We start from the raw sequence: 24,481 nt of genomic DNA on the forward strand, positions 1-24,481 counted from the left end.
GCCTCTTCATCTGGCCAAAAATACCTCGGAGCGCGAGGCAGAGCCTCGCATCAGCGATCTCTCTCTCGCGCTCCGTTCGAATGTCAGCTCAGCGCCTCGTTACAGCGCCCGCATACGCCCGGATGGGCGTGCAGCCCAACATCAGGAAGGATTTTCCAGCAGCGCTGGCATTTGTCACCTTGGGCTTTTTCGAACACTACAGCTACGCCCTCGATTTCCGGCACTCGGAACGCCTCGGCCGGGGCCGGATCGCCTGTGACGGCCAGACCAGAAGTGATGCACATGTCATCCACGTCGAAGGTCGCAAGCAGATCGCGGGTTTCCTGATCTTCGACATGCACGATCGGTGCGGCCTCAAGGCTGGATCCGATCACCTTGTCCTGACGTTGAATTTCCAGCGCAGCGGTCACGGCGCGGCGCACGCGGCGGACTTTGGCCATGCTGGCTTCCAGTTCTTCATGGCGCCAATCAGCGGGCGTTTCAGGGAAATCCATTAAATGGATCGAACTATCATCGGCCGGGAACCGTTCCAGCCAGACCTCTTCCATAGTGAAGACCAGAACTGGGGCCAGCCATGTGGTCAGACGGTGGAATAGGATATCCAGCACAGTCCGCGCGGCACGGCGGCGTAGGCTGTCACCGTCGCAATAAAGCGCGTCTTTGCGGACATCGAAATAGAACGATGACAGGTCAACCGTGGCGAATGTGAATACGGCGCTGAATACACCCTGGAAGTCAAATGCTGCATAACCTTTGCGCACTTGCTCATCCAAATCGGCCATTCGGCTTAACACCCAGCGTTCCAGGCGCGGCATATCTTCAGGCGCAACCCGATCCGCTTTGGTGAAGTCCGCCAGCGAGCCCAGCATGAACCGCATGGTATTGCGCAGGCGGCGATAGCTGTCGGCTGTCCCTTTCAGGATCTCCGGTCCGATCCGCTGGTCGGCGGTGTAATCGGTCTGAGCCACCCACAAGCGCAGGATATCGGCGCCGTATTGTTTAACGACCTCTTCCGGCACGATGGTGTTGCCCAGCGATTTGGACATCTTGTTGCCCTTGGAATCCAGCGTAAATCCGTGGGTCACTACGTTGCGGTATGGTGCACGCCCCTTGGTGCCGCAAGCCTGCAGCATCGACGAATGGAACCACCCGCGGTGCTGGTCGGTGCCTTCCATATAGACGTCAGCGATGCCGTCCGCGGTCCCGTCCTCACGATCACGCAGCACAAAGGCATGGGTCGAGCCAGAGTCGAACCACACATCCAGCACGTCAAAAACCTGATCGTAGTCGTCGGGGTTCGCGATACCGTCGAGGATCTTCTCCTTGAACCCGTCCGTGTACCAGACGTCTGCGCCATCCTTCTCAAACGCGGCTTTGATGCGGGCATTGAGTTCGTCATTGCGCAGCAGGTAGTCCGCGTCGGTCGGCAATGCCCCCTTCTTGGTGAAGCAGGTCAGCGGCACGCCCCAGGCGCGTTGGCGCGACAGGACCCAGTCCGGGCGTGCTTCGATCATGGAATACAGACGGTTGCGGCCGGTCTGCGGCGTCCATTTCACCAGTTCATCAATCGAGCGCAGAGCACGTTCACGGATGGAGTCGCCCATCTCGCCCATGCCGTCCTCCAGCTTGCGATCGACCGAGGCAAACCACTGCGGCGTGTTGCGGTAGATGATCGGCGCCTTCGAGCGCCACGAATGCGGATAGCTGTGCTTGATCTTGCCGCGCGCCAGCAGCCCGCCGACCTCGGCCAGCTTGTCGATCACGGCCTTGTTGGCATCACCCTCACCGCCCTTTCGAGACAGGATGTATTTGCCACCAAAGAACGGCAGATCAGCGCGGAAGCTGCCATCATCCATCACGTTATAGGTGATGACCTGCTCCAGCATGCCCAGATCGCGATAAAGCTCGAATTCCTCCATCCCGTGCGAAGGTGCACAGTGGACGAAACCGGTCCCTTCGGTGTCGGTCACGAACTCAGCGGCGCGGAAATCGCGAATGTCGTCCCATTCGCCGTTGCCACCTTCGGCCCCGGCCAGCGGGTGGGTCAGCTGGATCTTGGCCAGATCTTCCTGCGTTACATCGCACAGACGGCGATACATCGTGTCATCCAGACGCGCGCGCGCAAACACATCTGCGGCGCGGTCATCGGCCAGCAAGTAACGCTCACCGATCCGCGCCCAGCACTCCTCGGGGCGTCCAGTGACTTCGTAGAGGCCATAGGAAATACCCTCGCCATAGACCACGGCCTTATTCGAGGGCATCGTCCATGGGGTCGTCGTCCAGATCACCACATAAGCGTTGTCCAGCGTCACATCGCCGGTGTTCACAACCTTGAACTTCACCCAGATGGTGAAGCTTTCCTTGTCGTGATACTCGACCTCGGCCTCGGCCAGAGCCGTCTTTTCGATGGGCGACCACATCACGGGTTTCGAGCCCTGATAAAGCGTACCGTTCATCAGGAACTTCATGAACTCGTCGGCGATCACGGCTTCGGCGTGATAGTCCATGGTGATGTAAGGATCGGGCCAGTTGCCGGTGATACCCAGACGCTTGAACTCTTCGCGTTGGATGTCGATCCAGCCTTCGGCGAACTTGCGGCACTCCTGACGGAAGTCGACGATGTTCACCTCGTCTTTGTTCTTGCCCTTCTTGCGGTACTGTTCCTCGATCTTCCATTCGATGGGCAGGCCATGGCAGTCCCAGCCGGGTACATAGCGTGAATCGTAGCCCATCATCTGATGGGACCGAACAATCATGTCCTTGATGGTCTTGTTCAGTGCGTGGCCGATATGCAGATGGCCGTTCGCGTAAGGAGGGCCGTCATGCAGGGTAAAAGGTTTGCGACCCTCTTTCTCGCGAAGGCGGTCATAGACGCCGATCTTTTCCCAGCGGTCCAGCCATGCTGGCTCGCGCTTGGGCAGGCCTGCACGCATGGGGAATTCGGTTTTCGGCAGGTTCAGCGTGTCTTTGTAGTCAGGTGTTTCGGCGCACATTTGCGGCGTCCTCAGGATGTTCTGGTCGTGTATGGATCGAAGCGGTCAGTGCGATAACTCAAGCACCTTTGCCCGGCGTCTCGCGATATCAGAGCGCCGGGGATATAATTCGAATAATGATGGCCAGCCGGTCAAACATGGCCGCGCTTATAGGACGCCTGCTCTCAATGGTCCAGAGGTTCCGGGTCTTGCGACGAATGGCGCAGCTTGGCCCAGCGATTGAGCCATGCAAGACCCGCCAGCGCGAGACCGAGCGCCAACAGCGAAAACACCCGGATCAGCCCGCCCAATCCGGCAATATCGATCAGAAACACCTTGGCCACCGCGAGGCCAATCACGGCCAAACCGGCCTTGCGCATCAAATCGGACCGGCGGGCCAGCGACTGGTAGAACAACCCTGCGCCGACCACCAACAAGGTGATGGTGTATGAATAAAGCTCGGGCTGGGTGACGCCGTTGCCTTCATACATGCCACCCGCCCCCTGCCAGACATGACGGATTGTAAGCCCCAGCCAAAAAGCGATCAGGGCACCGGCGACCCCATAACTGATCTGCTTCAGTAGCACGGGCTGCGTCACGACGCGCCAAGCCGAAAAGCCGATGGCCAGCGCAGGCAACAGATAGGCCACCGCCAACGTGTTCAGCACCGGCGGGCCGAACACGGGATCGGCAAATGGGTCGAGCAACGGGTTAGCCTCAGACAAAGCCTGAACCAGACGCATCATGCCGTGTGCCGCAAAGAACGCCGCGAGCGCGTAACGCGCGTAGTTCAGCTTACCGCCAAGCTCGAACCGCTGTATTTGTGCAAAAGCCAGCAGCAGCCAGATCACCGCCAGCAGCCCCAGCCCCCAATGGCTGTCTGTCGCGCCGCCTTCTCCGAAGCTTTCCAGCCAGCGCAGCAACAAGAGCGATAGCAGTATTCCCGCCGTTGCCCAGGCCGCGCTTTCAAGCAGCAATGAGGCAATCGGGCGGTCCAAGGACCTTAGCAACGCCCACCCCATGATGAACCCGGCAACCGCCACCGCATAGACCAAGGTCATTTCGATCAACGGCGCGGTTTCGGCCCAATCTAGCCCCGGGTCGAGCACCAGCCGTACGGTCACCGTGAACACACCCGCCCAAATGAACCAACTCATCGGAGCCAGAACAAATCGCCGGTCCAGCGCCGCGGCCACAACGATCATGGCGACAAGTGCTACGGTCAAAGCGGCAGAGCTGAGTACGATGATGCAGGCAAAGCTAAGGCACGATAGCGCAGACAGAGTTGCCAGGGCAGGCCGCATCCGTTTCTCACCATCGGCCCGCGCAAACCGTTCGGCCAAAACCACCATCATCGCGCCTAATGCGATTGCGTGTAAGGCCCACGCATAAGCTCCGATCACGTTTGCAGGCTGCCAACCGACTTCAAGCGCGATCGCCAGCGTCGGAGCATATAGGGCTGCACCCCCGGCCCAGACCACAGCGTAGCGCCCGGCGTGGAAGGACCGCCACGCAGCGAGCACGCTGATCAAGGCCCCGAGGGCAACCAATAGCGTGACTACCCAAGGATAATCGGCCTCGGCCGTTTCCACGTATGTGTCGGCAAAGCCGCGCCACGCGGAGCCACCGTCCAACCCGTGCAGCAGAACAAACCAGATCAGACCCAACGCAGGCAGCACCGTCACATCCTGCAACGCACGCGCAGCTTTTGTCCAAAGGATCAGCGCCAGTATCAAAGCGGTAAACAGTGCAACGCCCAGCCAAAACTCACCGCTTGAATCCGACCAATGCAGCGACAGGATGATGGAACTGGTGAGAACCGCACCAAAGGCAATTCGGGTTGGAAACACGGGCCATGGAATCCCTTTCCGTCGCCGGATGACTTCAGCAATCATCGGGCCGGTGTGGTCGGGCCAGATACTGCGTACGGGTATCGCCATCGCAATCAGCGCCAGTGCTGTCACACAGGTCAGATACCCCGGTTCCGTAGAGGGGGAAGACAGCACCAGCAAAAACGCCGCCCCGTATGCACCCACTAGCGTCAGAATAGAAATCCATGCCCAACGCCTGACGGTATCGATACCCAAGCCCAAAATGGCGATGATAAAGAAATAACCATAAAGCCAACTGGGATCGTCCGATGCGCCTCCAACCATAAAGGGCGCGGCAAAGGCTCCGATTAGGCCTACGGCGGCGAGCAGCGGCCCGTGGAACCATCCCAAGACCAACGCAAACAGAGCGATGATAACGAGACCGGCCAGAGCGGCCTCGGGGCCGATCAGATCATAAAGCTGGCGCGCGGCCAGAACCCCACCGAACAGGGTCACCAGACCTGCGCCCGAGAAGACCGATGGTAGATAAGCGGTCGACGCGTCCTCGTCATCGCCGAAACGGCGGCGGATCACTTCACCTGACCCAATCAGCAGAAGGCCAAAGATCAGGGCTGCGGCGACCCGCGCGGTGGGTGGCAACAGCCCGTTCTCAACCCCGTACTGAACCAGAAAAATCCCTGCCAACGCCAGTGACAACGCCGAAACCGCATAGAACCAGTTCTCACGCAACCACGCGCCCAGCGCGGCGATCTTTTCCTCACGAAAAACGATGGTGGCAGGAGGATCGGCGGCCTCAACGGCCTGCGGCGCATCCGATGGGCTTTCGTAATTGGTAGATGAGGTTTTCGCCGCGGCCCAGGGATCATGCTTGGTTTGCGTCGTCGTCGGCTCCGGCCTTGATGTCTTGGAGGCTTCGGCGCCGCTTTCCGGTATTTGCCTGGCCAATTGCCGCTCAAGCTGTTCGACGCGCTTACGCAACCGCGATTGACCAATCAGCAAAGCGATGATCGAAACAGGAATGGCCAGAACGATCAGACCAACGAGGACAAGCAAGGATTCCAACCGAGACCTCCGGGATGCGATGCGCCAAACGTACCGTGCAGACAGGCTGGTTTATAGTCTGGAAATCCACATGGATACCGCCTGCTGCACAGGTAATCGGCCTAGAAAAGCAGAATGTGAGGGCGTGCCAACATCAGCCAAGGGATCGCCAGCACTGCGGCAAAGGCCGGAATACCGCAAACGAACCATGTGCGGAACAGTTTGTAGTACTTGCTTGGCAAGGTCGCACCAGCCAGATCAGCCTTCCTTGCATAATCCCTCAGCCGAATCTGAATCCAAACCACCGGTAGCCAGAACAGGCCAGTCAGTACGTAAAGCAGCAGTGATATCGCGATCCACCCCTCCGACAGCGACCAGCCCAGTCGCCGGGCCAGCAACACGATTCCCGCCGTATGAGCAATCACCCGTGCATCTGCCGTGCGGTGCGCCATCAGCATGAAAAAGGCGATCCCCGCGCAAGTGCCCAATAGAACGCATGCTCCGATCACGTGAAGCCAACGCAGGATCAGGTCCGGGTTCATCAGCGGCTCTCCAACATGGGTCGCGCGATCAGTGATAGCATCAAAGCCGGCGCTATCTTGACCAACGGCCCCAAAGGGTCGAGCCACAGTTCAGGCACCGTCAACGTGGCGGCGATCAGATAGAAAGCGGCGATTGCAGCCTGCGCGAGGCAAGCGCGTGCGGCCCACGGAAGCCACAAGATTGCCAGCCCCAGCGCGATATTGATCATCGACCAAAACACCACGCTCGCGTTGGCAATCCCAACGGGCCAACCATTGCGCGAGAGTATCTCGGCTGCCCGCGATAGCCCCGTCAATCCGCCGCCGACTTGAAATCACGTAGATCCCCCGAGATCAGCGCAATATCCGGAAGGACCCTCTCAGCCGTCTTCTGGCTGCGCACAAGCCCCTTCACACAGGCGCCATCCGCATGCAGCGACCGAACGACCGCAGCACCGATGAAGCCATAAGCGCCCAGCACCAAAACAGTTTTTTCAGGACGATCCGTTGCCACGAGTTGCCTCGCATTGGTTTACAACACCCTAGCGGATCAGATTCTGAGGATCAGCCTGATCACCCCGTCCGCGACAACAGCACCATTCAGGGGTGAAACAACGAGCCAACCCAGAAGGCGATAGCTGCCGCCGCACCCCCGATCAGCAGGGTTTCTCCGCCTGATCGCCACCAGGGGGCAAGCGACCACCGGCTTTTCATCGCGCCAATGGCAAAGAATACGCCCGCAGTCATCCAGGCTGATACCGTGAACGCATTTGCAACGGATAAGAGGAACGGCAACAACGGAATCATCCCCGCGATCAGAAAGGCAAAGAACGTCGCCATCGCGGCTTTGAGGGGATGCGGGTCGACGCTGCCCAGCCCGTATTCGCCCTCGATCATAAGGTCGACCCAATTGTCGTGGTTCGAAGTGATTTCAGCCGTCGCGTCATCCAGAACGCTGCCTGAAAGGCCTTTTTGTGCGAGGATTTCGCGCACCTCCTTTCGCTCGCCATCCGGGTACAACTTGATATGCCGTTCCTCGATGGCTCGAATACGGTGGATGTTATCGAGCTCGGCCTTGGTTCCCGAGTAGTTGCCCGCCGCCATCGAAAAACCATCCGCCAGCACGTTGGCCAACCCAAGTGCCACGATGACAAAAGGCGATAAACCTGCCCCGGCAACCCCGGCAACGATCGCGAATGTCGTGACTGAGCCATCGATGCCGCCATAAACCACATCGCGCAGAACCCCACGCCCCGGAGGCGCATTGATCCGTTCGAAAATCTCTTGCTGGCTGTGGCCGTGTTCGGTCATGGCTGGCTCCGTCCTGTTTATGCAGGACAGGTTCAGGCACGGCCTTGCGCCAGATCAAGTCCTGGAGAACAACCCGCTGAGCGCGCGTTTGATCATGCCACGGGTCGAGGGCTGGTGGCGTTTCGAGAAAGGCAAAGGTCGACAGACCTCCATCGCAGCGACACCCACGCGGGCGGTGAGCGCGCCGTTGACCAGCCCCTCACCGAACCGGCGCGACAATTTGCTGAGAACCGAGCCGCCCAAAATCGGCTCCAGAAGATCATCCCCCACTGCCACCGCGCCAGTTGCAATCAGATGCACGAATACGGCGCGGGTTAGGCGCCAACTGCCCAAGAAACCTGCGCGACCGCCATAGATTTCCGCAATCCGCCGGATCATGCGCAATGAACTTGCCAGCGCCGTCGCTACATCCGCCAGAGCAAGCGGGACCAGAGCGGTCACGGTCGCGACCTGCCGCGCTGCGGCCTCGACCTCGCGGCTGGCGGCAGCATCCAGCGGGGCCAGAATCTCGTCTTCGGCCAAGGTCAGCAGGGTTGCCGCATCGAATTGTTCGCCCATCCGCTCCTTTAGGCGATCTCGACCCCAGCGCGTTTCGTCGCGTCCGTTGTAAAATGTGATCAGGCGATTGGTGACGGCGCGAGCTTGCGACAGGTCTTCATCCGCCAATGCGGCATCAGCGGCGCGACGCAACCCGTCTACGCGGGATAGGCGGCTGATTGCAGCCAGTTCACGCAACGCAATGATCAGCACGACCAGCAGCAGAGCGGCGATCAGGCCGGTAACAATCCAACCCAGAATTGGTGCGCGTTCCAGCAGAGAGATGGCAAAATCCCATGCGGCGACCGAGACCACCGCCCCCACAACGGCTAATGCCAGCCCCCAGAACCAACGCGCCAAAACCGAAGGTTTCCGCGCTACAAACCGTACCGCTGCCTGCATCGCCTGTCCCTGCGGAGGCGCGATGTCTGGAACAGGAGGCGCGGTCGAGACATCAACTGCCGAGGCATCGTCTTCCAGATCAATCAAAACGGGGCCTTTAGCCATCGACCAACTCCTCGCGCGTCCAAACATATCTGATGTCGGGCAGGTTTTCGTCGTTCTCGGACCCATCGCCGCGTGCGACCTCGACAAAGCCGTTACGCTCATAGAACCGGCATGCGGAAGGATTGGCCTGAAACGCATACAAGTTGAGCGTGGGACGCTGCGCTTTGGCGCGATCCAGCAATTGCTGCCCGATCCCCTGCCCGCGCGCCGAGGCCGCCAGATAGAGCGACTGCACTTCGTCCCCATTCAACGCCAGAAATCCGGCCACCTGCCCCTGCATTTCGGCCACCGTGACCCAGCCGAGATCAATCATCTTGCCGCAAAACGCAATGGTCTCGGCCTCAGAATGCAGTTCAGGCATCCAGTCGTTTTCGCGGGCGAACCCATGCAGAATAGCGCCTGTGGTTCCGGCATCGGTACTGCGAGCGGGGCGAAGGATCAGGTTCACAGCCGGTCTCCGATCAGAAACTGCGCAGCCCGGTCCAGCCGAATATGTGGCGGACCGTCACCGGGATTCAGGGTCAAATGTGCGGGTGCAAAGGCCATATTGCCATAGTCCTCGCCCAGCCATCCCTCGGCCCCATTGCGCGCGGGGCCCAGCAGATGTGCAGGGTCCTCGGGCAAATCACCGGGGTAAAAGGCCGCCTGCTTACCGCTATCTAGTAGAGTACCGCGCACGCAAGGCAATTCCACGCCGTTATGGCTGCGCATCTCTTCCGTCGTTGTCCGAAGTGAAGCCAACGATAAGGCCGCGGTTTCAGCCCCGGCAAAGCTGGCGCGGTCGCGGGCCTCACGGGTCAGGGCCTCAATGATCGCGGTCAGGCGCGGGTGCTGCAGATGGTGCAGATGGTCCGCTTTGGTAGCCGCAAACAGGATACGCTCGACCCGTTTGCCAAGCAGCAGCCTGTTGAGCCATGCGTTGCGACCGGGGCGGAAGGCCGACAGGATATCGGCCATCGCGCGGCGCATATCCTCGACCGCTTGCGGGCCTTTATGGATTGCCCCCAACGCATCTACCAGAACGATCTGCCGGTCGATCCGGGCAAAGTGATCGCGAAAGAAAGGTTTGACCACACGCGATTTGTACGCCTCGTACCGCCGCTCCATCTCGCGGTGTAGTGAACGCCGAATTGACGCCCCCGACACCGGGAGCGGCGCGAATGTCAGCACAGGAGACCCGGCCAGATCGCCCGGCAGAAGAAACCGTCCGGGAGTGCAGTCATAGAAACCGGCATCACGCGCGGCATTCAGGTAATCGGTGAAGCTGCGGGCGAGGTCCTGCGCCTGCGGCTCATCATGTGGCGCGGTTGGGTCGGTCGCCTGAACCTTTGCCAGAAATGCCCCTGCTTGTGGGCGACTGGATATGTGTTCGAGCGTGTCCCGCGACCAATCTTCATAGGATTTGTCCAGTAGGGCCAGATCCAGCAGCCACTCACCCGGATAGTCCACAATGTCCAGATGCAATGTTCGAGGGCCCTGCAATCCCGAAAGCAGACCTGCGGGCTGGACTTTGAAGGACAGGCGTAACTCGGAAACAGCACGCGTGCTGTCCGGCCAGTGCGGCGCTGGTCCGGTCAGCGCGGACAGATGGGATTCGAAATCGAACCGGGGCACGGTGTCGTCGGGTTGCGGCTGCAGATAGCTGGCGGTGACACGCCCCTCTTGCTGCGCCACAAGACCGGTCATGCGGCCCCGATCCAGCAGGTTGGCGACCAGTGATGTGATGAACACTGTCTTACCCGACCGCGCCAATCCCGTGACGCCCAGCCGGATGACCGGTTCGAAGAATGTCTCGGACACACGGTCACCCACGGATTCGACGCCGCGCACCAGACTGTCTGCCAATGATGAGATGACCAAGCTGTCGCCCCGCAATTATCGTTTTGCCCAAGATAGGTAGCGGTTGCGGCACTTGCCAGAGCTTTCGCCCCCTTGCCCGTCCGACCAAGGCGCGATACCAGCGCGCCATGCCCAGATACGCGCTGCAAGTCGAATACCAAGGGGAACCGTTTGCCGGATGGCAGCGGCAGAAAGAGCTGCCATCGGTTCAGGGCGCGATCGAACTGGCGCTGTCGCGGATCGAACCCGGAGACCATACTATCGCCGCCGCCGGTCGTACGGATGCGGGGGTGCACGCGCTGGGGCAAGTGGCGCATTGCGATTTGGTCAAGGACTGGGACCCGTTCCGCCTATCTGAGGCGTTGAATTATCATCTCAAGCCGCAGCCTGTCGCCATCGTGAAAGCCGCACGGGTAGATGATGACTGGCACGCGCGGTTTTCGGCGCTTGAGCGGCAATATCTGTTCCGCATCCTGATGCGCCGCGCGCCCGCTACCCATGACAAGGGGCAGGTCTGGCAGATCAATCGTTCCCTTGACGTCGCGGCGATGCAGGCCGGGGCGGATATGCTGATCGGGCGGCATGACTTCACCACCTTCCGCTCCTCCATCTGTCAGGCCGCCAGCCCGGTCAAAACACTAGATGAGTTGCGGGTGGAACAGGTCCAAGGCTTCTCTGGCCCCGAAATCCATTTCCACGTCCGCGCCCGATCGTTCCTGCACAATCAGGTACGTAGCTTTGTTGGCACGTTGGAGCGTGTGGGGGCTGGGGCATGGACGCCTGAGGACGTTCGCGATGCGCTTGAGGCGGTTGACCGTGCGGCCTGTGGGCCGGTATGCCCGCCGCAAGGATTGTATCTGGCACGGGTAGGATATCCCGAACCGGTGTTTGGCTAAGTCTACAAGGCCCGCAGTAGCAGCCCGCTTGCAATCACGGCGATGATAAGACCCGCAACCAGTTCGATGGTCGGGGCCAGTACCGATGCAAAGCGCGTAGCCGAGGCTGAGGCCAGCAACCCGCCGCGCAACCCAAAGGATGTCCAACCGACCAAAGTGGTGACGGTTGCGGTGCCTAAAGCCATGGCGAATGCGCCTGCGATGCCGACCATTGCGATACCCATCTGCCATGTCAGGATCAGCACAAACAACGCGCCCGTACAGGGGCGTGCGGCTATACCAGCGATCAGGATCAACGCCTCGCGAAAGCTGCCGACCTGAGCGACTTCTTCGGCCGTCGGGCCGTGGCGGTGGCCGCAGTCAGCGCAAACCTCGTGGTCGTGATGATGGTGGTCGTGATCATGCGCATGGTGATGGTGGTCGTGCATTTGAGAGGCTTGGTTTTTGTGACGCCGCGCAAAACTGCGGATGGCACGGAAAACCAGCCACAGGCCTATAGCGGCAATTGCGCCGTAGCTGATCGGTGCCATGACCTGTTCGGTCGTGCCTACAAGCGACTCGCGTGACATCTGGAATACCAATACCCCGGCATAAACCAGCACAACCGCCGTCACTGCTTGCCCTAGGCCCGACAGGACACTGATTGCAGAAAGTCGCCAAAACGCAACACGACGGCCAAGCCCATATCCTCCGATCAGAACCTTGCCATGGCCCGGTCCGATGGCATGGAAAAACCCATATGCAAAACAGACCGTCAGTAGCGTTGCCACAGCTTCGGGCTGCTCGGCGCGTGCTGCGCGAAGGGCGCGGGCGATCTGGTTCTGGAATTCGCGTTGCTCTCCGGCAGCCCAAGCGGCCAGATGGTCAAAACCACCGCTGCCCCAGAACCACAGCAGCACCCCGCAGGCGATGGCAACGGGAACGATCAGGTATTTGGACATGAAAGCCGAATCTCGGTTGCGAATTTCTCACCGACCAGAGGGATATCGTTTTCTTCAAGGTCATACTCGGCATCCAGCGTCAGCAAAAAAGCCTGCATCTGGGCCAGTTCGTTGTCGATATCCGGATCGCTGCGTTCGATATTACAGGTCGTGGGGCCTGAAACCAGAACCGGGCGGGTCACTTCGTATGCGGTATAAAAGCTCTCATCAAACGCTTTGATCGACAGCGCATCCGCGGGAACGGGGTCTCCTTCAATCGCGCGCAGATGTGTGGTCACGATGCGGGCATCCTCGGTCGTGGCCTGCGGTTCAAGCGGGCCGGATAGCGAGATCACGGTTTCGCCCAGGCGAATGACCAGATCGCCATTGTAACCTTCGACCCACTGCGCGTCGAAGCCGCTTAAAAACTGCTCTTCGGCCTCGGTCAGCACGCCATCAGCATCCTGATCCAGTCGCATGTCTTCGAGAACCAGCAATGAATAGAACTCATCATAGGCCCAGGTCACACGCACATGGGTCAGGTTGCCTGCGTCATCGACCATGAACTCTAGCCCCGTGTCGATAAAAACATGGGGATGGGCCAGTGCCGGTATCGGCAAAAGGCAGGTCAAGGAGAAGGCAAGCCAGCGCATGTTGCAAAGATAGAATGCGCAGCGGGTATCGGCAATCCGACTAAACACTAGGCTGCAGAATCCCGCCATTTACTCCGGCGGGAACAAGACCAATGTCTGCAAAGCCGTCCCAACTGGCCCCTGTGTATCAAAAAGAACTGACTGCGACATACCGATCCCCGAGGGTTGCCAGTGCGAGATCGAGTCAGAGGCCAGCCAGTCCGAGACAGGCTCGCGGTGGACTTGCACAGTCAGGTCGGTATTCATGAAACCCATCTCAGATGTGGGCGCGTTCCACGATATGCCATTGCCGCAATCTGCAAGCGGGCAGAGCGCTTGGATCGGCGATGGGTCCTCTCCTTCCAGCAAGGCAGGTGTGCGCATCCAGACGGTTTTCGGACCTGCCCCTTGGTTGCCATCAGCGGGATAGCCGATCTGGGAGTGATGGGCAAAACCGGGCAACTGATGGCGCATCTCACCGATCGGGAACGGGCCATCGACCATATCTTCGACCCTGGGCGCGGGCAGTTTGACATTAGGCACGGCCCCAAGGTCTTTGCGCACCATATGCATGGTTGTGGCGGTGGCGCAAAGCGTGTCGTCCAGATCATGTACGGTGACCCGTGTGGTCGCCAGCGTCTTGGTATGGCGTGTCGTCTCTGCCGCGACTCGCAAACCAGCCAGAGGCAATGGACGCAGCAGATCGACGGTCAACCGGGTCAACATCTTCTCAGGGCCGACTTCGGTTTCTGCCGCCCGCACGATCAATCCGCTGACTGGCCCAGCATGGCAATGATCGGCCGACCAAGGCCCGCGCGCGGGGTCATTTCCGACAAACACACCCTGCGCATTTTGGTGGAAATACGCCTGCCCCAACACATCCGATGTCATTGTGGTTCTGTCGCCTCAGACTTTTTCTTGCGTGTATTTCTTCAACTCGGCACGCGCGACCTGACGGCGATGCACTGCGTCCGGCCCATCCGCCAGACGCAGGGTGCGCACATGGGTCCATGCATTTGCCAAGGGCGTATCCTGACTGATCCCCTGTGCGCCGAACATTTGCACGGCCTCATCGATCACCTTCAGCGCGACCTTGGGGGCAACGACCTTGATCTGGCTGATCCATGGGGCCGCCGCCCTTGCATCGCCCTGATCCATGTACCAGGCGGCCTTGAGGCACAGCAAACGGGCCATTTCGATCTCCATCCGACATTCGGCGATGATGTCGTAGTTTGCCCCCAGCTGCGCCAGTTTCTTCCCAAACGCCTGGCGCTGTAGTGAACGCTTGCACATCTGCTCCAGCGCAGACTCGGCCTGACCAATCGCGCGCATGCAATGGTGAATACGGCCCGGCCCCAAGCGACCTTGCGCAATCTCGAACCCGCGCCCTTCACCCAGTAGAATGTTTTCGGCTGGGACCCGAACTTCTGTGAAACGGATGTGCATGTGTCCATGGGGCGCATCGTCGTGGCCATAGACCTCCATCGGGCGCAGCACTTCGATCCCGGGCGCGTCTGCTGGGACCACGATCATCGACTGGCGCTGGTGCTTTGGCAGATCGTCCCCGCCGGTTTTGACCATCACGATATAGACCTTGCAACGCGGATCGCCCGCCCCAGACGACCACCATTTCTCGCCGTTCAGAACATATTCGGCCCCGTCCCTCACGCAGGACATCGAAATGTTGGTGGCATCCGATGAGGCCACATCGGGTTCGGTCATCAGATAAGCCGAGCGAATCTGCCCCTCAAGCAACGGCTTCAACCATTGTTCTTTCATTGCGCCTGACCCGTAGCGTTCAAACACCTCCATATTCCCTGTATCGGGCGCGGAGCAGTTGAAAACTTCGGCCCCCAAGGGCGTCTTGCCCATCTCCTCGGCGAAATAGGCGTATTCAACTGTACTGAGGCCAAAACCTTTGTCGCTGTCTGTCAGCCAGAAGTTCCAAAGCCCCGCCGCCTTGGCCTTGGCTTTCAGCCCCTCGAGAATCTCGGCCTGTCGCTCGGTATATTTCCAACGATCGCCTTTATTGATTTCTGCCTGATACTCATCTTCAAGCGGCATGACCTCGTCGTGAATCATATCCCTCACCCGCTGTAACAGGGCGCGGTTTTCCTCACGCAATCCGAAAGTCATGGTCATGTCTATTCCTTCCCTGTGGCGCAATGCGGGTCTTTGGCTTTGGTCCGAGGATGGCTTAGTGGCCATGAGCGTGTCCAGCTAAGTGACGGAACGTCATTCACGCAAATTGAGCCCGGTCCAGCATCAATGCGATGCCCAGCAGGGGGCCTGCGGTAAAATTAGCTGGAGCAAATCACAAGGTTGCAGCTGTGCTAGTTCGGGTGCTGGCCAGTGCAACGGCCTTTAAGGTGTCAGGATCCAGTTCCCATCAGCGGTCTTGCAGCGGCGCGTTCTGATATCGCGGGCCTGTGCAGCACCTTCAGGCTGCACAAAGTGCTGAAGTATCACACAATTGCCCTGAACGCTTTGCACGCGGATTGTCCCCTTCGAGCCGGTGTCCTGATTGAGCCAAGCCCTCTCCTGCCCCACGGATGGAGTGCCCGTCGACAGCAACGCGTTTGAGGTGTCGTTCAACACCTCAAAGTCAGCGGGGCTCAACCCCATTTCCGCGATGATTCGGGAAAGTGGTTTAGCCTGTGCTATTCCACCCACCCCCAGAAAAAGTGCAGCAACCAGCGCTGTGTAAACAAAGGCTTTCATCAAAGGGCCTCGCCGATTTGAATGACTTTCACGTCCATAGATATACCTCTATGCGTGTGCGGCCAAGCCCCACTTGGCCACCTTCAAATTATCCCGAACAAACCTTTCGCAAGGCAGGCGCTAGGTCCGCCCGTGAGATCGCCTCATATTGTCCCCAGACGAAGCAGAGGCATTTGATGACACATCCTAAATATTATGCACCGACAGGCGGACATCCGGGGCAAGAGCAACTGTTGACCGACCGTGCCATGTTCACCGATGCCTATGCGGTAATCCCCAAAGGCACGATGCGCGACATCGTCACCAGCTTTCTGCCTTTCTGGGAGAATACACGTCTTTGGGTCTTATCCCGGCCTCTGAGTGGTTTTGCCGAGACATTCTCGCAATACATAATGGAGGTGCAGCCCGGCGGTGGCAGCGATACGCCCGAAACCGACCCAAATGCGCAAGGGGTGATCTTCGTGGTCGAGGGCAGCGTCACGCTGACCCTGAACGAAGCGGATCATGTTCTTGAGATCGGTGGATATGCTTATATCCCCCCGGGCAGCGACTGGACGCTGCACAACCATGGCGATTCAGCTGCCCGGTTCCATTGGGTGCGCAAGGCTTATGATGCAGTGCCCGGCCTGCCCGCCCCTGACCCGATCATCACCAATGAACGCGACGTGGTACCCAACGAAATGCCCGGCACCGAAGGCCGCTGGTCTACCACCCGCTTCACCGATCCGCAGGACCTGCGTCACGACATGCATGTCAACATCGTCAATTTCGAACCTGGTGGCGTGATTCCCTTTGCCGAAACCCATGTGATGGAACACGGCCTTTATGTGCTTGAGGGCAAGGCCGTTTATCGTCTCAATCAGGACTGGGTCGAGGTTGAGGCCGGCGACTACATGTGGCTGCGCGCTTTCTGCCCGCAGGCCTGTTACGCAGGCGGACCGGGACGGTTTCGCTATCTGTTGTACAAGGATGTGAATAGGCACATGCCGTTGTCTGTACCGTCTAGGTAGCTGACGATCGGGGCTTTACCGGGTCAAGTTCTGGTAAAGGGGTTCACAGAATCGCTGGAATCTGATGAAATCAAATGAGTTTTCAGCACTGGAGATTGTTCGATGTTACTGCGCGGTACGATGATTGCACTGGTTGCCACCCTTGGCCTTTCGGCGTTCAACGCCGCCCCGGTCGCAGCCAAGGAAGAAACCAAATCCGTTTTCGTCATGAGCCGCACATGGGCGGTGACGCAGGTCTCGGACGCGCCTGTGGTTTATCGGGCGACGCGGGATAATAACAATCTGAACCCCTTTGGCCCGCCGCCACGTCTTCGCACCATCCAGGCAATGGCCGCGATACAGAAGGCGACTGGCTGCAAGGCGATCTATTCCAGCATGTATCAGAACATTTCGGGCCAGTTCTTTTCGCAGGTCAGCTGCAACTGAAATTGGTACAATACTTTGATTGAGATCGCCTGATCTGCCTGCCATAGCTTGCGCATGAAACTCGCGATCAACGGATTCGGCCGTATCGGCCGCACCATTCTGCGTCAGGTCTTAAGCCTGCCGCAGCATTCGGATGTAGAACTGGTGCTGATCAACGATATCGCACCGCTGGAAACATGCGCATACCTGTTCAAATATGACAGCACGTTTGGCCCCTATCAGGGTTCGGTCACGACCGGAGGTGAAGCACTGAATATCGATGGCCGCGTTATTCTGATGTCTCACAGCGCCGATTTGGCACAGGTCGATCTGTCCGGCGTCGATGTCATGCTCGATTGCACCGGCATCGCGCGGACATCCGACGTGGCCAGCCGGGGCTTGACTGCTGGGGCGGATAAAGTGTTGATTTCCGGCCCTTCACCCGCTGCCGAAGTCACACTGGTGCTGGGGGCAAACGAAGATCAATTGGGCAGCGCACGGATCGTTTCAAATGCATCCTGCACCACCAATGGTCTGGCACCGCTCGTCAAGCTGATTGATGAAATCGGCGGGCTTGTGTCCGGGCACATGACCACCATCCACTGCTATACAAACAGCCAGCCGATGGTCGATGCGCCACGCGGGGATTTGGCCCGATCGCGCGCCGGGGCATTGTCGATGGTGCCCACGACCTCGAGCGCGACGCATTTGATTGATATCGTCTTGCCAGACCTGGCCGGTCGTATGTCGGGGGCCGCGGTGCGTGTTCCGACGGCCAGCGTATCTGCCGTTGATCTTGTCGCCTCGCTTGAACGTGGCATGAGCGCAGATCAATTCGAACAAGCGTTTCGCGACGCGGTCGCAGCTTCTGCCGTGCTGGGATGGACCGATCTGCCCTTGGTGTCATCTGATTTGCGGTCCCGCCCTGAGTCACTGGTAGTGGCGGGGCCCGAGACGCGCATGATTGGAGAGAGGCAGATCAGGGTCTTTGGCTGGTACGACAATGAATGGGGGTTTTCAGCCCGCATGCTGGATGTCGCACGCCTGATGGCGAAAGCAGGGTGATCCGCAGCGCTGAAGCACGCTGCGGATTACTTCAAGACTTCAATCGTGAGGTAGGCTACCCGCCCCGTGACCGGCCATACCCCTGAAACCTCTTCAGTCGATTCTTCGGCCAATTCTTCTGGCAGGACCAAATTCAGTACAATGGCGATCAGCGCTGCGGGCAGCAGGCCGCTGGTCATCAGGATACGAAGTGTATCAGGTAGGTGCTGAACCGCGCCGGGTTCCAGTTGCAACCCAAGACCGATCGACAGCGAAATCGCAAAGATCACCATGTTGCGACGGTTCCAATCCACGTCTGACAGCATCGAGATACCTGCCGCGACCACCATGCCGAACATGACGATCACACCACCGCCCAGCACTTCGATAGGCACGGTGCGGATAATTGCCCCGACTTTTGGCACAAGGCCACACAGGATCAGGAAGATAGCTCCACAGGTCACGACATGGCGGCTCATGACGCCCGTCATCGCAATCAAACCGACATTCTGGCTGAAGGACGTATTGGGAAACCCGCCAAACATACCGGCAATCGCTGTTCCGAAACCATCGGCATAGGTCGCGCCAGCGATTTCCTTGTCGGTTGCTTCGCGACCTGCACCACCTTTGGTGATACCCGATACGTCTCCGACGGTCTCGATGGCCGAGACAAAAGACATCAGACAAAAGCCGATCACGGCGGCCAGAGAGAACTCAAACCCATATTTGAACGGTACGGGCAGAGCAAAAGCTGAGGCGCGTGACCAACTTGTGCCAATGGCCTCGAACGTCACCATCCCGACCATCAGGGCATAGACGTAGCCGATGGCCAAACCAACCAGTACGGCAGACACCGACAGCATACCGCGTGCAAAGAACTTGAGGCCAAGCGTCACAACAACCACAACCAGTGCAGCCGACCAGTTGAGCAGCGATCCATACTCAGGAGTTCCAATCGCAGGCACACCACCAGCGGCGTATTGTATGCCGACCTTGACCAGCGCCAAACCGATCATTGTTACGACAAGTCCAGTGACCAGCGGCGGAAGCGCAAACCGTATCTTGCCTATGAAGAGGCCAAGAAAGGCATGAAACAAGCCGCCAACCAGGACACCGCAAAACAGCGCCCCTAAGGCATCCACGCCTTTTCCGGCGACCAGAGGGATCATGATGGGCAAAAACGCAAAGCTCGTTCCCTGTACAATCGGCAGAGCCGCTCCAACCGGGCCAATCGTGATAGTCTGCAGCAGTGTCGCCAGCCCTGCAAACAGCATCGACATCTGGATCAGGTACAGCAGTTCGGGAAAATCCGGGGAGTTCGACCCAAATCCAAACCCGGCAGCACCCGCCACGATTATGGCCGGTGTCACGTTCGAGACGAACATCGCCAAAACGTGCTGAATGCCCAGCGGTATCGCCTTGTGCAAGGCGGGTGTGAAGTTTGGGTCCCGAAGCTGTTCGGGCGTCCCTATCGAAGTTACAGCCATGATCTCATTGTCCTCCCTAAGATCCAATGGGGTTCTTACCGCTTCTCCGGCGGCTTCGGTTCTGGTTTCAGCGGTTGACCACCTCGTACGGTGTGCTGAACCAGTATTCCTCCAAGTTCGGGCCTTCCCCGATCCGATCAACGACTGCGAACAGACCGGGCCCATGCAAAGGTGTCAGAACTCCGTGCCATGTTCCCCGGTGATAGTTCACCGCCTGTCCTGGCTGTGTAATGAACGCGCGAGGACGACCCGGTTGCCCCTCCTCATCCGGGGCGACGATCACGAGAAAGGGCTGGTGAGTCATCGGAATGAACGCCTGGCTGCCGTCGGGATGGCGCTCGACCATGTCCAGCTGATAAGGCAGTTCGCGCGGGTTGGCGTTGAACAGGCTGATGCCCGCTTGGGCATCACCGAAATCCAGCCTTGCCCGATCATGATACCGCCCACACTGGCCCTGGTTGATGATCTTGTCGGCCTCACCTGACACATCAATCAGATCACCAAACGGTGCGAAAGCTTCGGCCGAGATCGGTTCAGCGACAATCCGTGTCATGAGGGCAGCACATCGCGAAGACGGAACTCGGCAATCCGCTCGACCTGTCGGCAGGCCTCGGCGAACTCGGTTTCGCGATCCTGTTCGATGCGCCGTTCGAACGCGTTTAGGATCGACGCTTTGTTGTGGTCCCGTACGGCAATGATGAACGGAAAGCCGAATTTTTCCGTATAGCACTGGTTCAGTTCGGTGAAGGTGGCGCGTTCCTCATCCGTCAGCGCATCAAGCCCTGCCGAGGCTTGCTCGGACGTGCTTTGCTGTGTCAGCCGCTTAGCCTGCGCCAGTTTGCCTGCCAGATCAGGGTGGGCCGTCAAAACGCCCAACCGTTCCTCGGTTGAGGCGGACCGGAACATGCGGGTCAAAGCATTGTGTAATCCGCCTGCCGTGTCATGCGCCGCGCCCAATTCCAGATCATAGGCGCGCTCAGCGATCCAAGCGGAATGCTCGAAGATACCTCCATACGCAGAGGCGAATTCTTCGCGGCCCATTTGCGAGGGTTGTGGACGCTCAGCCGCCGGGTGCTTTTCGGCCCAATGCTCGGCAATCTGCAATCGCGTCGCGAACCACACGTCCGAGAACCCGCGCGCGTAATCCAGAAACCGTTTCAGCGCCATGACGCGTCCCGGTCGCCCGATCAGGCGACAGTGCAAACCGATCGACAGCATCTTGGGTGCACCGGCCTCGCCTTCCGCATAAAGCGCGTCGAAACTGTCTTTCAGATACGAATAGAACTGATCCCCGGCGTTGAACCCCTGTGGCGTCGCAAAGCGCATGTCATTGCAATCCAGCGTGTAGGGAACAATCAACTGATCCCGACCACCGGTTTGCATCCAGTAGGGTAGATCGTCTGCATAGGTATCGGCAACATAAGCAAAGCCACCTTCCTCGGCGACCAGACGCACGGTGTTGTCCGAACAGCGCCCAGTGTACCAGCCGCGCGGGCGATCCCCTACAACTTCGGCATGCAGACGGATCGCTTCGGCGATCTGGGCCCGTTCTTCCGCCTCGGGCATATCCTTGTGCTCGACCCATTTCAGGCCATGGCTGGCAATCTCCCACCCGGCCGACTTCATCGCCGCAACCTGATCAGGCGAACGCGCTAACGCGGTAGCCACACCATAAACGGTAATCGGTAGGTCTTTCATCAAGCGATGCAGGCGCCAGAACCCCGACCGCGAGCCATATTCATAGATCGATTCCATGTTCCAATGACGCTGGTCCGGCCACTGCGCCGCCCCAACGATCTCGGACAAGAACGCCTCGGACGCAGCGTCCCCGTGCAGGACACAGTTCTCGCCGCCTTCTTCGTAGTTCAACACAATCTGCACAGCCAGTTTTGCACCGCCGGGCCATGCGGCGTCAGGTGGGTTGGCTCCGTATCCGATCATATCGCGGGGGTAACGAGGCGGCTGCATAGGGTCTTCCAGTCCGATTAGGTGTTTTGACAGCTTTACCGCAGAAACGGTCTATTGATTATCAAATCAATCCGAACACTGTTTCCAGTTCTTTCGGCATTTCAACCATTTTGCGGTTTGGCCCAGACTGTGGCACACCAAAAGAAACACATAGGAGAGACCCTTGGCTGGCTATCTGACAACCCACGTTCTCGACACGGCGCGCGGCTGCCCCGCTGAGGGATTGAAAATCGCGCTCTACAAAGTGTCAGGGAACTCGCACCGTAAACTGGTCGAGATGGAAACCAACGCGGATGGCCGAACCAATAGCCCGATCTTACCGCAGAACGACTTTAAAACCGGCACTTATGAGCTGATATTCTTCGCCGGAGATTACCTGCGCGCGACGGGTCAGGATGGCGATGATCCTCTGTTTCTGGATCAGGTGCCGATCCGCTTTGGCATGTCCGATGCGGACGCGCACTACCACGTTCCGCTGCTGTTGTCCCCCTACGGCTATTCGACTTACCGGGGCAGCTAGCCCTAGACTTCGGCGCTTCGAACCACTTTGCCGATCCGGTCAATCATGAAATCCATAAACAGCCGCGCCTTCGGGTCCTGATGGCGGCGATGCGTATACAGGCAGGCCATTTGCACGGGAACCGGAGGCGTCTTCATCGCCACCGGGATCAGCCTCCCCGCCTTCAAGTGCTCTGACACCTCAAAAACGGGTTTCATGGCAATACCTTGCCCGGACAACGCCCAATCGGTCAAAACATCACCATCGTCACATTCATACCTGCCCGAGACAGCAAATCGTTTCGGGCCATCGGGTGTTTCCAGCATCCACTGAAACTCTGCCGCGCCGGGGAAGCGCAGGTTCAAGCATTCATGCTTGCCTGAAATCAGATCGGATCCAGCTTCTGGCATCCCACATCGGCTCACGTAATCAGGGGCTGCACATAGCACACGCTGGCAATCCGCAATCTTGCGAATACGCAATGTGCTATCTTCGGGCTGACCGATGAAAAAAGCCAGATCCAAGCCTTCGGTGGTCAGATCAACCGAGCGGTCTGTCAGTCTTAGACGCACATCAATCTCAGGGTATTCTGACAGAAAATCAGGTACATGAGGCGCCAATAACCGGCGCCCGACACCTAAAGGCGCGGCAACAAACAGAGACCCGCGGGGGGCTTCGGTCAGATGCGTGACTTGGGCTTCTGCCTCATCAACTGCATCCAGAACCGCAACCGCGCCGGGGTAGAACGCCCGCCCCTGTTCCGTTGGTGTCAGGTTCCGGGTTGTGCGCTGAAACAGGCGCACTCCCAGATGATCCTCCAACTGCGATATTCGCGCCGACGTCACCGCAGGTGAAATTCTCATATCCCGCCCGGCGGCTGACATGCTGCCCAAGTCATAGACCCGGACAAAGGTTCGAATGTTGTCGAGATAGGACATCTTATCGTTTTTTTTGATACAGTTTGACAATATACGGGAATACCGAAGAAAAGCCCGTTTGCCTAGTGTGGCGCAACGCAATCGGAGACATAAGCATGTACGACTTCGCCGTGTTCTGGGATTGGATTGGTTTTGGCGTGCGTTGGTTGCACGTTATCACCGCGATTGCCTGGATCGGATCATCCTTCTACTTCATCGCGCTGGATCTTGGTTTGAACCGCGATATCCCCGGACCGGCGGACGGCGAGGAATGGCAAGTCCATGGCGGAGGATTCTATCACATCCAGAAATATCTCGTCGCTCCGGAGCGTATGCCCGACCACCTGACCTGGTTTAAATGGGAAAGCTACGCCACATGGCTCAGCGGTGCCGCGCTACTGATGATCGTCTACTGGGTAGGCGGAGAGCTCTATCTGATCGATGCCCAAAAGGCGGATCTGGCGCTATGGCAAGGCATATTGATCTCGGCTGCCTCGCTGACTGTCGGTTGGCTGGTCTACGATTTTCTTTGCAAGTCGGGATTGGGCGAGCGTCCGACATTGCTGATGGTTCTTCTGTTCGTGCTGCTGGTGATTATGGGCTGGGGTTATAACCAGATATTCACCGGTCGCGCGATGATGCTGCATCTGGGGGCCTTCACGGCCACAATCATGACCGCAAATGTGTTTTTCATCATCATGCCAAACCAGCGCATTGTGGTGGACGATCTAAAGAACGGGCGCACACCTGATCCGAAATACGGCAAGATCGCCAAGCTGCGTTCGACCCACAACAACTATCTGACATTGCCGGTCGTGTTTCTGATGTTGTCGAACCACTATCCGCTGGCATTTGCGACCGAGTACAATTGGATCATCGCCGCGCTGGTCTTCCTGATGGGTGTCACGATCCGGCACTATTTCAACACCCGCCATGCGCGCGCTGGAAACCCAACCTGGACCTGGTTGGTAACGGCTTTGCTGTTCATGACAATCATGTGGTTGTCGACCGCTTCGATGAACGACCCGTTGGAAGAGGCCGAAGCACGGCAACTAACGCCCTACGAACAGAAATTCGCATCAGCGGATGGCTTTGAAGAAGCACAGGACATAGTTCTGGGTCGCTGTTCTATGTGCCACGCGCGCGAGCCTGTCTGGGAAGGCATCCTGTGGGCCCCCAAAGGTGTCCTGCTGGAAACAAAAGCTGACATTGCTCAGAACGCGCAACAGATTTATCTGCAATCCGGCGTCACACATGCCATGCCTCCCGCGAACGTGACTTATATGGAACCTGAAGACCGGGATGCGATTGTTCGCTGGTTCCGAAATGCCGGTCTGTAGCGGATTGGCACACGAGTTTGCCAATAAAAACACCTGAACTTTGTTTAGTTCTTCCCCTAAGCGCCGTCAGATGCTCTAAATG

At 58.6% G+C, this 24,481-nt stretch carries 23 protein-coding genes and 1 pseudogene; 6 read left to right on the forward strand and 18 right to left on the reverse strand.

Going from position 1 to position 24,481, the window contains the following annotated elements:
* Positions 1-83 precede the first annotated feature (83 nt).
* From ileS to ACR0L9_RS13480, 9 genes are all read right to left on the reverse strand, one after another.
* Positions 84-2,993, reverse strand: coding sequence for an isoleucine--tRNA ligase (ileS, locus tag ACR0L9_RS13440; RefSeq protein WP_170733274.1), 2,910 nt, complete (start codon positions 2,991-2,993; stop codon positions 84-86).
* A gap of 164 nt (positions 2,994-3,157) precedes the next feature.
* Complete coding sequence (locus tag ACR0L9_RS13445) at positions 3,158-5,866, reverse strand: DUF2339 domain-containing protein (protein ID WP_480895846.1); 2,709 nt, start codon at positions 5,864-5,866, stop codon at positions 3,158-3,160.
* A 101-nt stretch (positions 5,867-5,967) separates the two neighbouring features.
* Positions 5,968-6,387 carry a DUF2269 family protein gene (locus ACR0L9_RS13450; protein ID WP_480895848.1) on the reverse strand — a complete coding sequence of 140 codons (420 nt, stop codon included), beginning with the start codon at positions 6,385-6,387 and terminating at the stop codon, positions 5,968-5,970.
* The gene (locus ACR0L9_RS13455; protein WP_480503830.1) at positions 6,387-6,683 is read right to left on the reverse strand and encodes a DoxX-like family protein; all 297 of its coding nucleotides are present in this window, start codon (positions 6,681-6,683) and stop codon (positions 6,387-6,389) included. Before ACR0L9_RS13455 ends, ACR0L9_RS13450 begins: the two co-directional genes overlap by 1 nt.
* Positions 6,680-6,880 (reverse strand): NAD-dependent epimerase/dehydratase family protein, encoded by a 201-nt coding sequence (locus tag ACR0L9_RS13460; protein WP_170397433.1) that lies wholly within the window; start codon positions 6,878-6,880, stop codon positions 6,680-6,682. The genes ACR0L9_RS13455 and ACR0L9_RS13460 overlap by 4 nt, the downstream gene beginning before the upstream one ends.
* A gap of 86 nt (positions 6,881-6,966) precedes the next feature.
* Positions 6,967-7,677, reverse strand: coding sequence for a VIT1/CCC1 transporter family protein (locus tag ACR0L9_RS13465; RefSeq protein ID WP_170404431.1), 711 nt, complete (start codon positions 7,675-7,677; stop codon positions 6,967-6,969).
* A 54-nt stretch (positions 7,678-7,731) separates the two neighbouring features.
* Positions 7,732-8,721 carry a YcjF family protein gene (locus ACR0L9_RS13470; protein ID WP_170397437.1) on the reverse strand — a complete coding sequence of 330 codons (990 nt, stop codon included), beginning with the start codon at positions 8,719-8,721 and terminating at the stop codon, positions 7,732-7,734.
* The gene (locus ACR0L9_RS13475) at positions 8,714-9,169 is read right to left on the reverse strand and encodes a GNAT family N-acetyltransferase (RefSeq protein WP_170818091.1); all 456 of its coding nucleotides are present in this window, start codon (positions 9,167-9,169) and stop codon (positions 8,714-8,716) included. The genes ACR0L9_RS13470 and ACR0L9_RS13475 overlap by 8 nt, the downstream gene beginning before the upstream one ends.
* Positions 9,166-10,581, reverse strand: coding sequence for a YcjX family GTP-binding protein (locus tag ACR0L9_RS13480; RefSeq protein ID WP_480895849.1), 1,416 nt, complete (start codon positions 10,579-10,581; stop codon positions 9,166-9,168). Before ACR0L9_RS13480 ends, ACR0L9_RS13475 begins: the two co-directional genes overlap by 4 nt.
* A gap of 107 nt (positions 10,582-10,688) precedes the next feature.
* Between ACR0L9_RS13480 and truA the strand changes: the two genes are divergently transcribed.
* Positions 10,689-11,456, forward strand: coding sequence for a tRNA pseudouridine(38-40) synthase TruA (truA, locus tag ACR0L9_RS13485; RefSeq protein ID WP_480895850.1), 768 nt, complete (start codon positions 10,689-10,691; stop codon positions 11,454-11,456).
* A 2-nt stretch (positions 11,457-11,458) separates the two neighbouring features.
* Here the strand turns inward: truA and ACR0L9_RS13490 are convergent, their stop codons facing one another.
* The 5 genes from ACR0L9_RS13490 to ACR0L9_RS13510 all read right to left on the reverse strand — a co-directional run bounded on the left by ACR0L9_RS13490 (position 11,459) and on the right by ACR0L9_RS13510 (position 15,729).
* A complete protein-coding gene (locus tag ACR0L9_RS13490; protein ID WP_480895851.1) occupies positions 11,459-12,397 on the reverse strand; it encodes a nickel/cobalt transporter in 939 nt (312 codons plus the stop codon).
* Complete coding sequence (locus ACR0L9_RS13495; RefSeq protein WP_480791100.1) at positions 12,382-13,029, reverse strand: DUF1007 family protein; 648 nt, start codon at positions 13,027-13,029, stop codon at positions 12,382-12,384. The genes ACR0L9_RS13490 and ACR0L9_RS13495 overlap by 16 nt, the downstream gene beginning before the upstream one ends.
* A 69-nt stretch (positions 13,030-13,098) precedes the next feature.
* Entirely contained in the window at positions 13,099-13,899 is an 801-nt protein-coding gene (locus ACR0L9_RS13500; protein ID WP_170404452.1) for a thioesterase family protein, read from the reverse strand.
* Between the two features lie 15 nt (positions 13,900-13,914).
* Complete coding sequence (locus tag ACR0L9_RS13505) at positions 13,915-15,150, reverse strand: acyl-CoA dehydrogenase family protein (protein WP_170736530.1); 1,236 nt, start codon at positions 15,148-15,150, stop codon at positions 13,915-13,917.
* 222 nt (positions 15,151-15,372) lie between these two features.
* Positions 15,373-15,729, reverse strand: a complete 357-nt coding sequence (locus ACR0L9_RS13510) for a hypothetical protein (RefSeq protein ID WP_170404458.1) — start codon at positions 15,727-15,729, stop codon at positions 15,373-15,375.
* A 176-nt stretch (positions 15,730-15,905) separates the two neighbouring features.
* Here ACR0L9_RS13510 and ACR0L9_RS13515 point away from each other — a divergent pair, with 176 nt between their 5' ends.
* The 3 genes from ACR0L9_RS13515 to ACR0L9_RS13525 all read left to right on the forward strand — a co-directional run bounded on the left by ACR0L9_RS13515 (position 15,906) and on the right by ACR0L9_RS13525 (position 18,209).
* Entirely contained in the window at positions 15,906-16,739 is an 834-nt protein-coding gene (locus ACR0L9_RS13515) for a bifunctional allantoicase/(S)-ureidoglycine aminohydrolase (protein ID WP_170647477.1), read from the forward strand.
* Between the two features lie 102 nt (positions 16,740-16,841).
* Positions 16,842-17,165 carry a hypothetical protein gene (locus ACR0L9_RS13520; RefSeq protein WP_170397457.1) on the forward strand — a complete coding sequence of 108 codons (324 nt, stop codon included), beginning with the start codon at positions 16,842-16,844 and terminating at the stop codon, positions 17,163-17,165.
* Positions 17,166-17,219: 54 nt separating this feature from the next.
* Positions 17,220-18,209, forward strand: coding sequence for a type I glyceraldehyde-3-phosphate dehydrogenase (locus ACR0L9_RS13525; RefSeq protein ID WP_480895852.1), 990 nt, complete (start codon positions 17,220-17,222; stop codon positions 18,207-18,209).
* Between the two features lie 39 nt (positions 18,210-18,248).
* On the opposite strand, the pseudogene ACR0L9_RS13530 reads toward ACR0L9_RS13525, so the two are convergent.
* The 3 genes and pseudogenes from ACR0L9_RS13530 to puuE form a co-directional block, all read right to left on the reverse strand.
* Positions 18,249-19,675: pseudogene (locus ACR0L9_RS13530) on the reverse strand (nucleobase:cation symporter-2 family protein).
* A gap of 67 nt (positions 19,676-19,742) precedes the next feature.
* On the reverse strand, positions 19,743-20,228 hold the full coding sequence (locus ACR0L9_RS13535; protein ID WP_170511445.1) for an ureidoglycolate lyase: 486 nt from the start codon (positions 20,226-20,228) through the stop codon (positions 19,743-19,745).
* Positions 20,225-21,643, reverse strand: coding sequence for an allantoinase PuuE (gene puuE / locus ACR0L9_RS13540; protein ID WP_480895853.1), 1,419 nt, complete (start codon positions 21,641-21,643; stop codon positions 20,225-20,227). Before puuE ends, ACR0L9_RS13535 begins: the two co-directional genes overlap by 4 nt.
* A gap of 163 nt (positions 21,644-21,806) precedes the next feature.
* On the opposite strand from puuE, the gene uraH reads away from it, so the two are divergent.
* Complete coding sequence (gene uraH, locus ACR0L9_RS13545; protein ID WP_480612704.1) at positions 21,807-22,163, forward strand: hydroxyisourate hydrolase; 357 nt, start codon at positions 21,807-21,809, stop codon at positions 22,161-22,163.
* 2 nt (positions 22,164-22,165) lie between these two features.
* On the opposite strand, the gene ACR0L9_RS13550 is transcribed toward uraH, so the two are convergent.
* Positions 22,166-23,080: a LysR family transcriptional regulator gene (locus ACR0L9_RS13550; RefSeq protein ID WP_170511345.1), complete on the reverse strand. Its 915-nt coding sequence runs from the start codon at positions 23,078-23,080 to the stop codon at positions 22,166-22,168.
* A gap of 95 nt (positions 23,081-23,175) precedes the next feature.
* On the opposite strand from ACR0L9_RS13550, the gene ACR0L9_RS13555 reads away from it, so the two are divergent.
* Complete coding sequence (locus tag ACR0L9_RS13555) at positions 23,176-24,399, forward strand: urate hydroxylase PuuD (protein WP_170397471.1); 1,224 nt, start codon at positions 23,176-23,178, stop codon at positions 24,397-24,399.
* Positions 24,400-24,481: the final 82 nt, after the last annotated feature.

It is taken from the genome of Ruegeria sp. I3 (assembly GCF_056532525.1).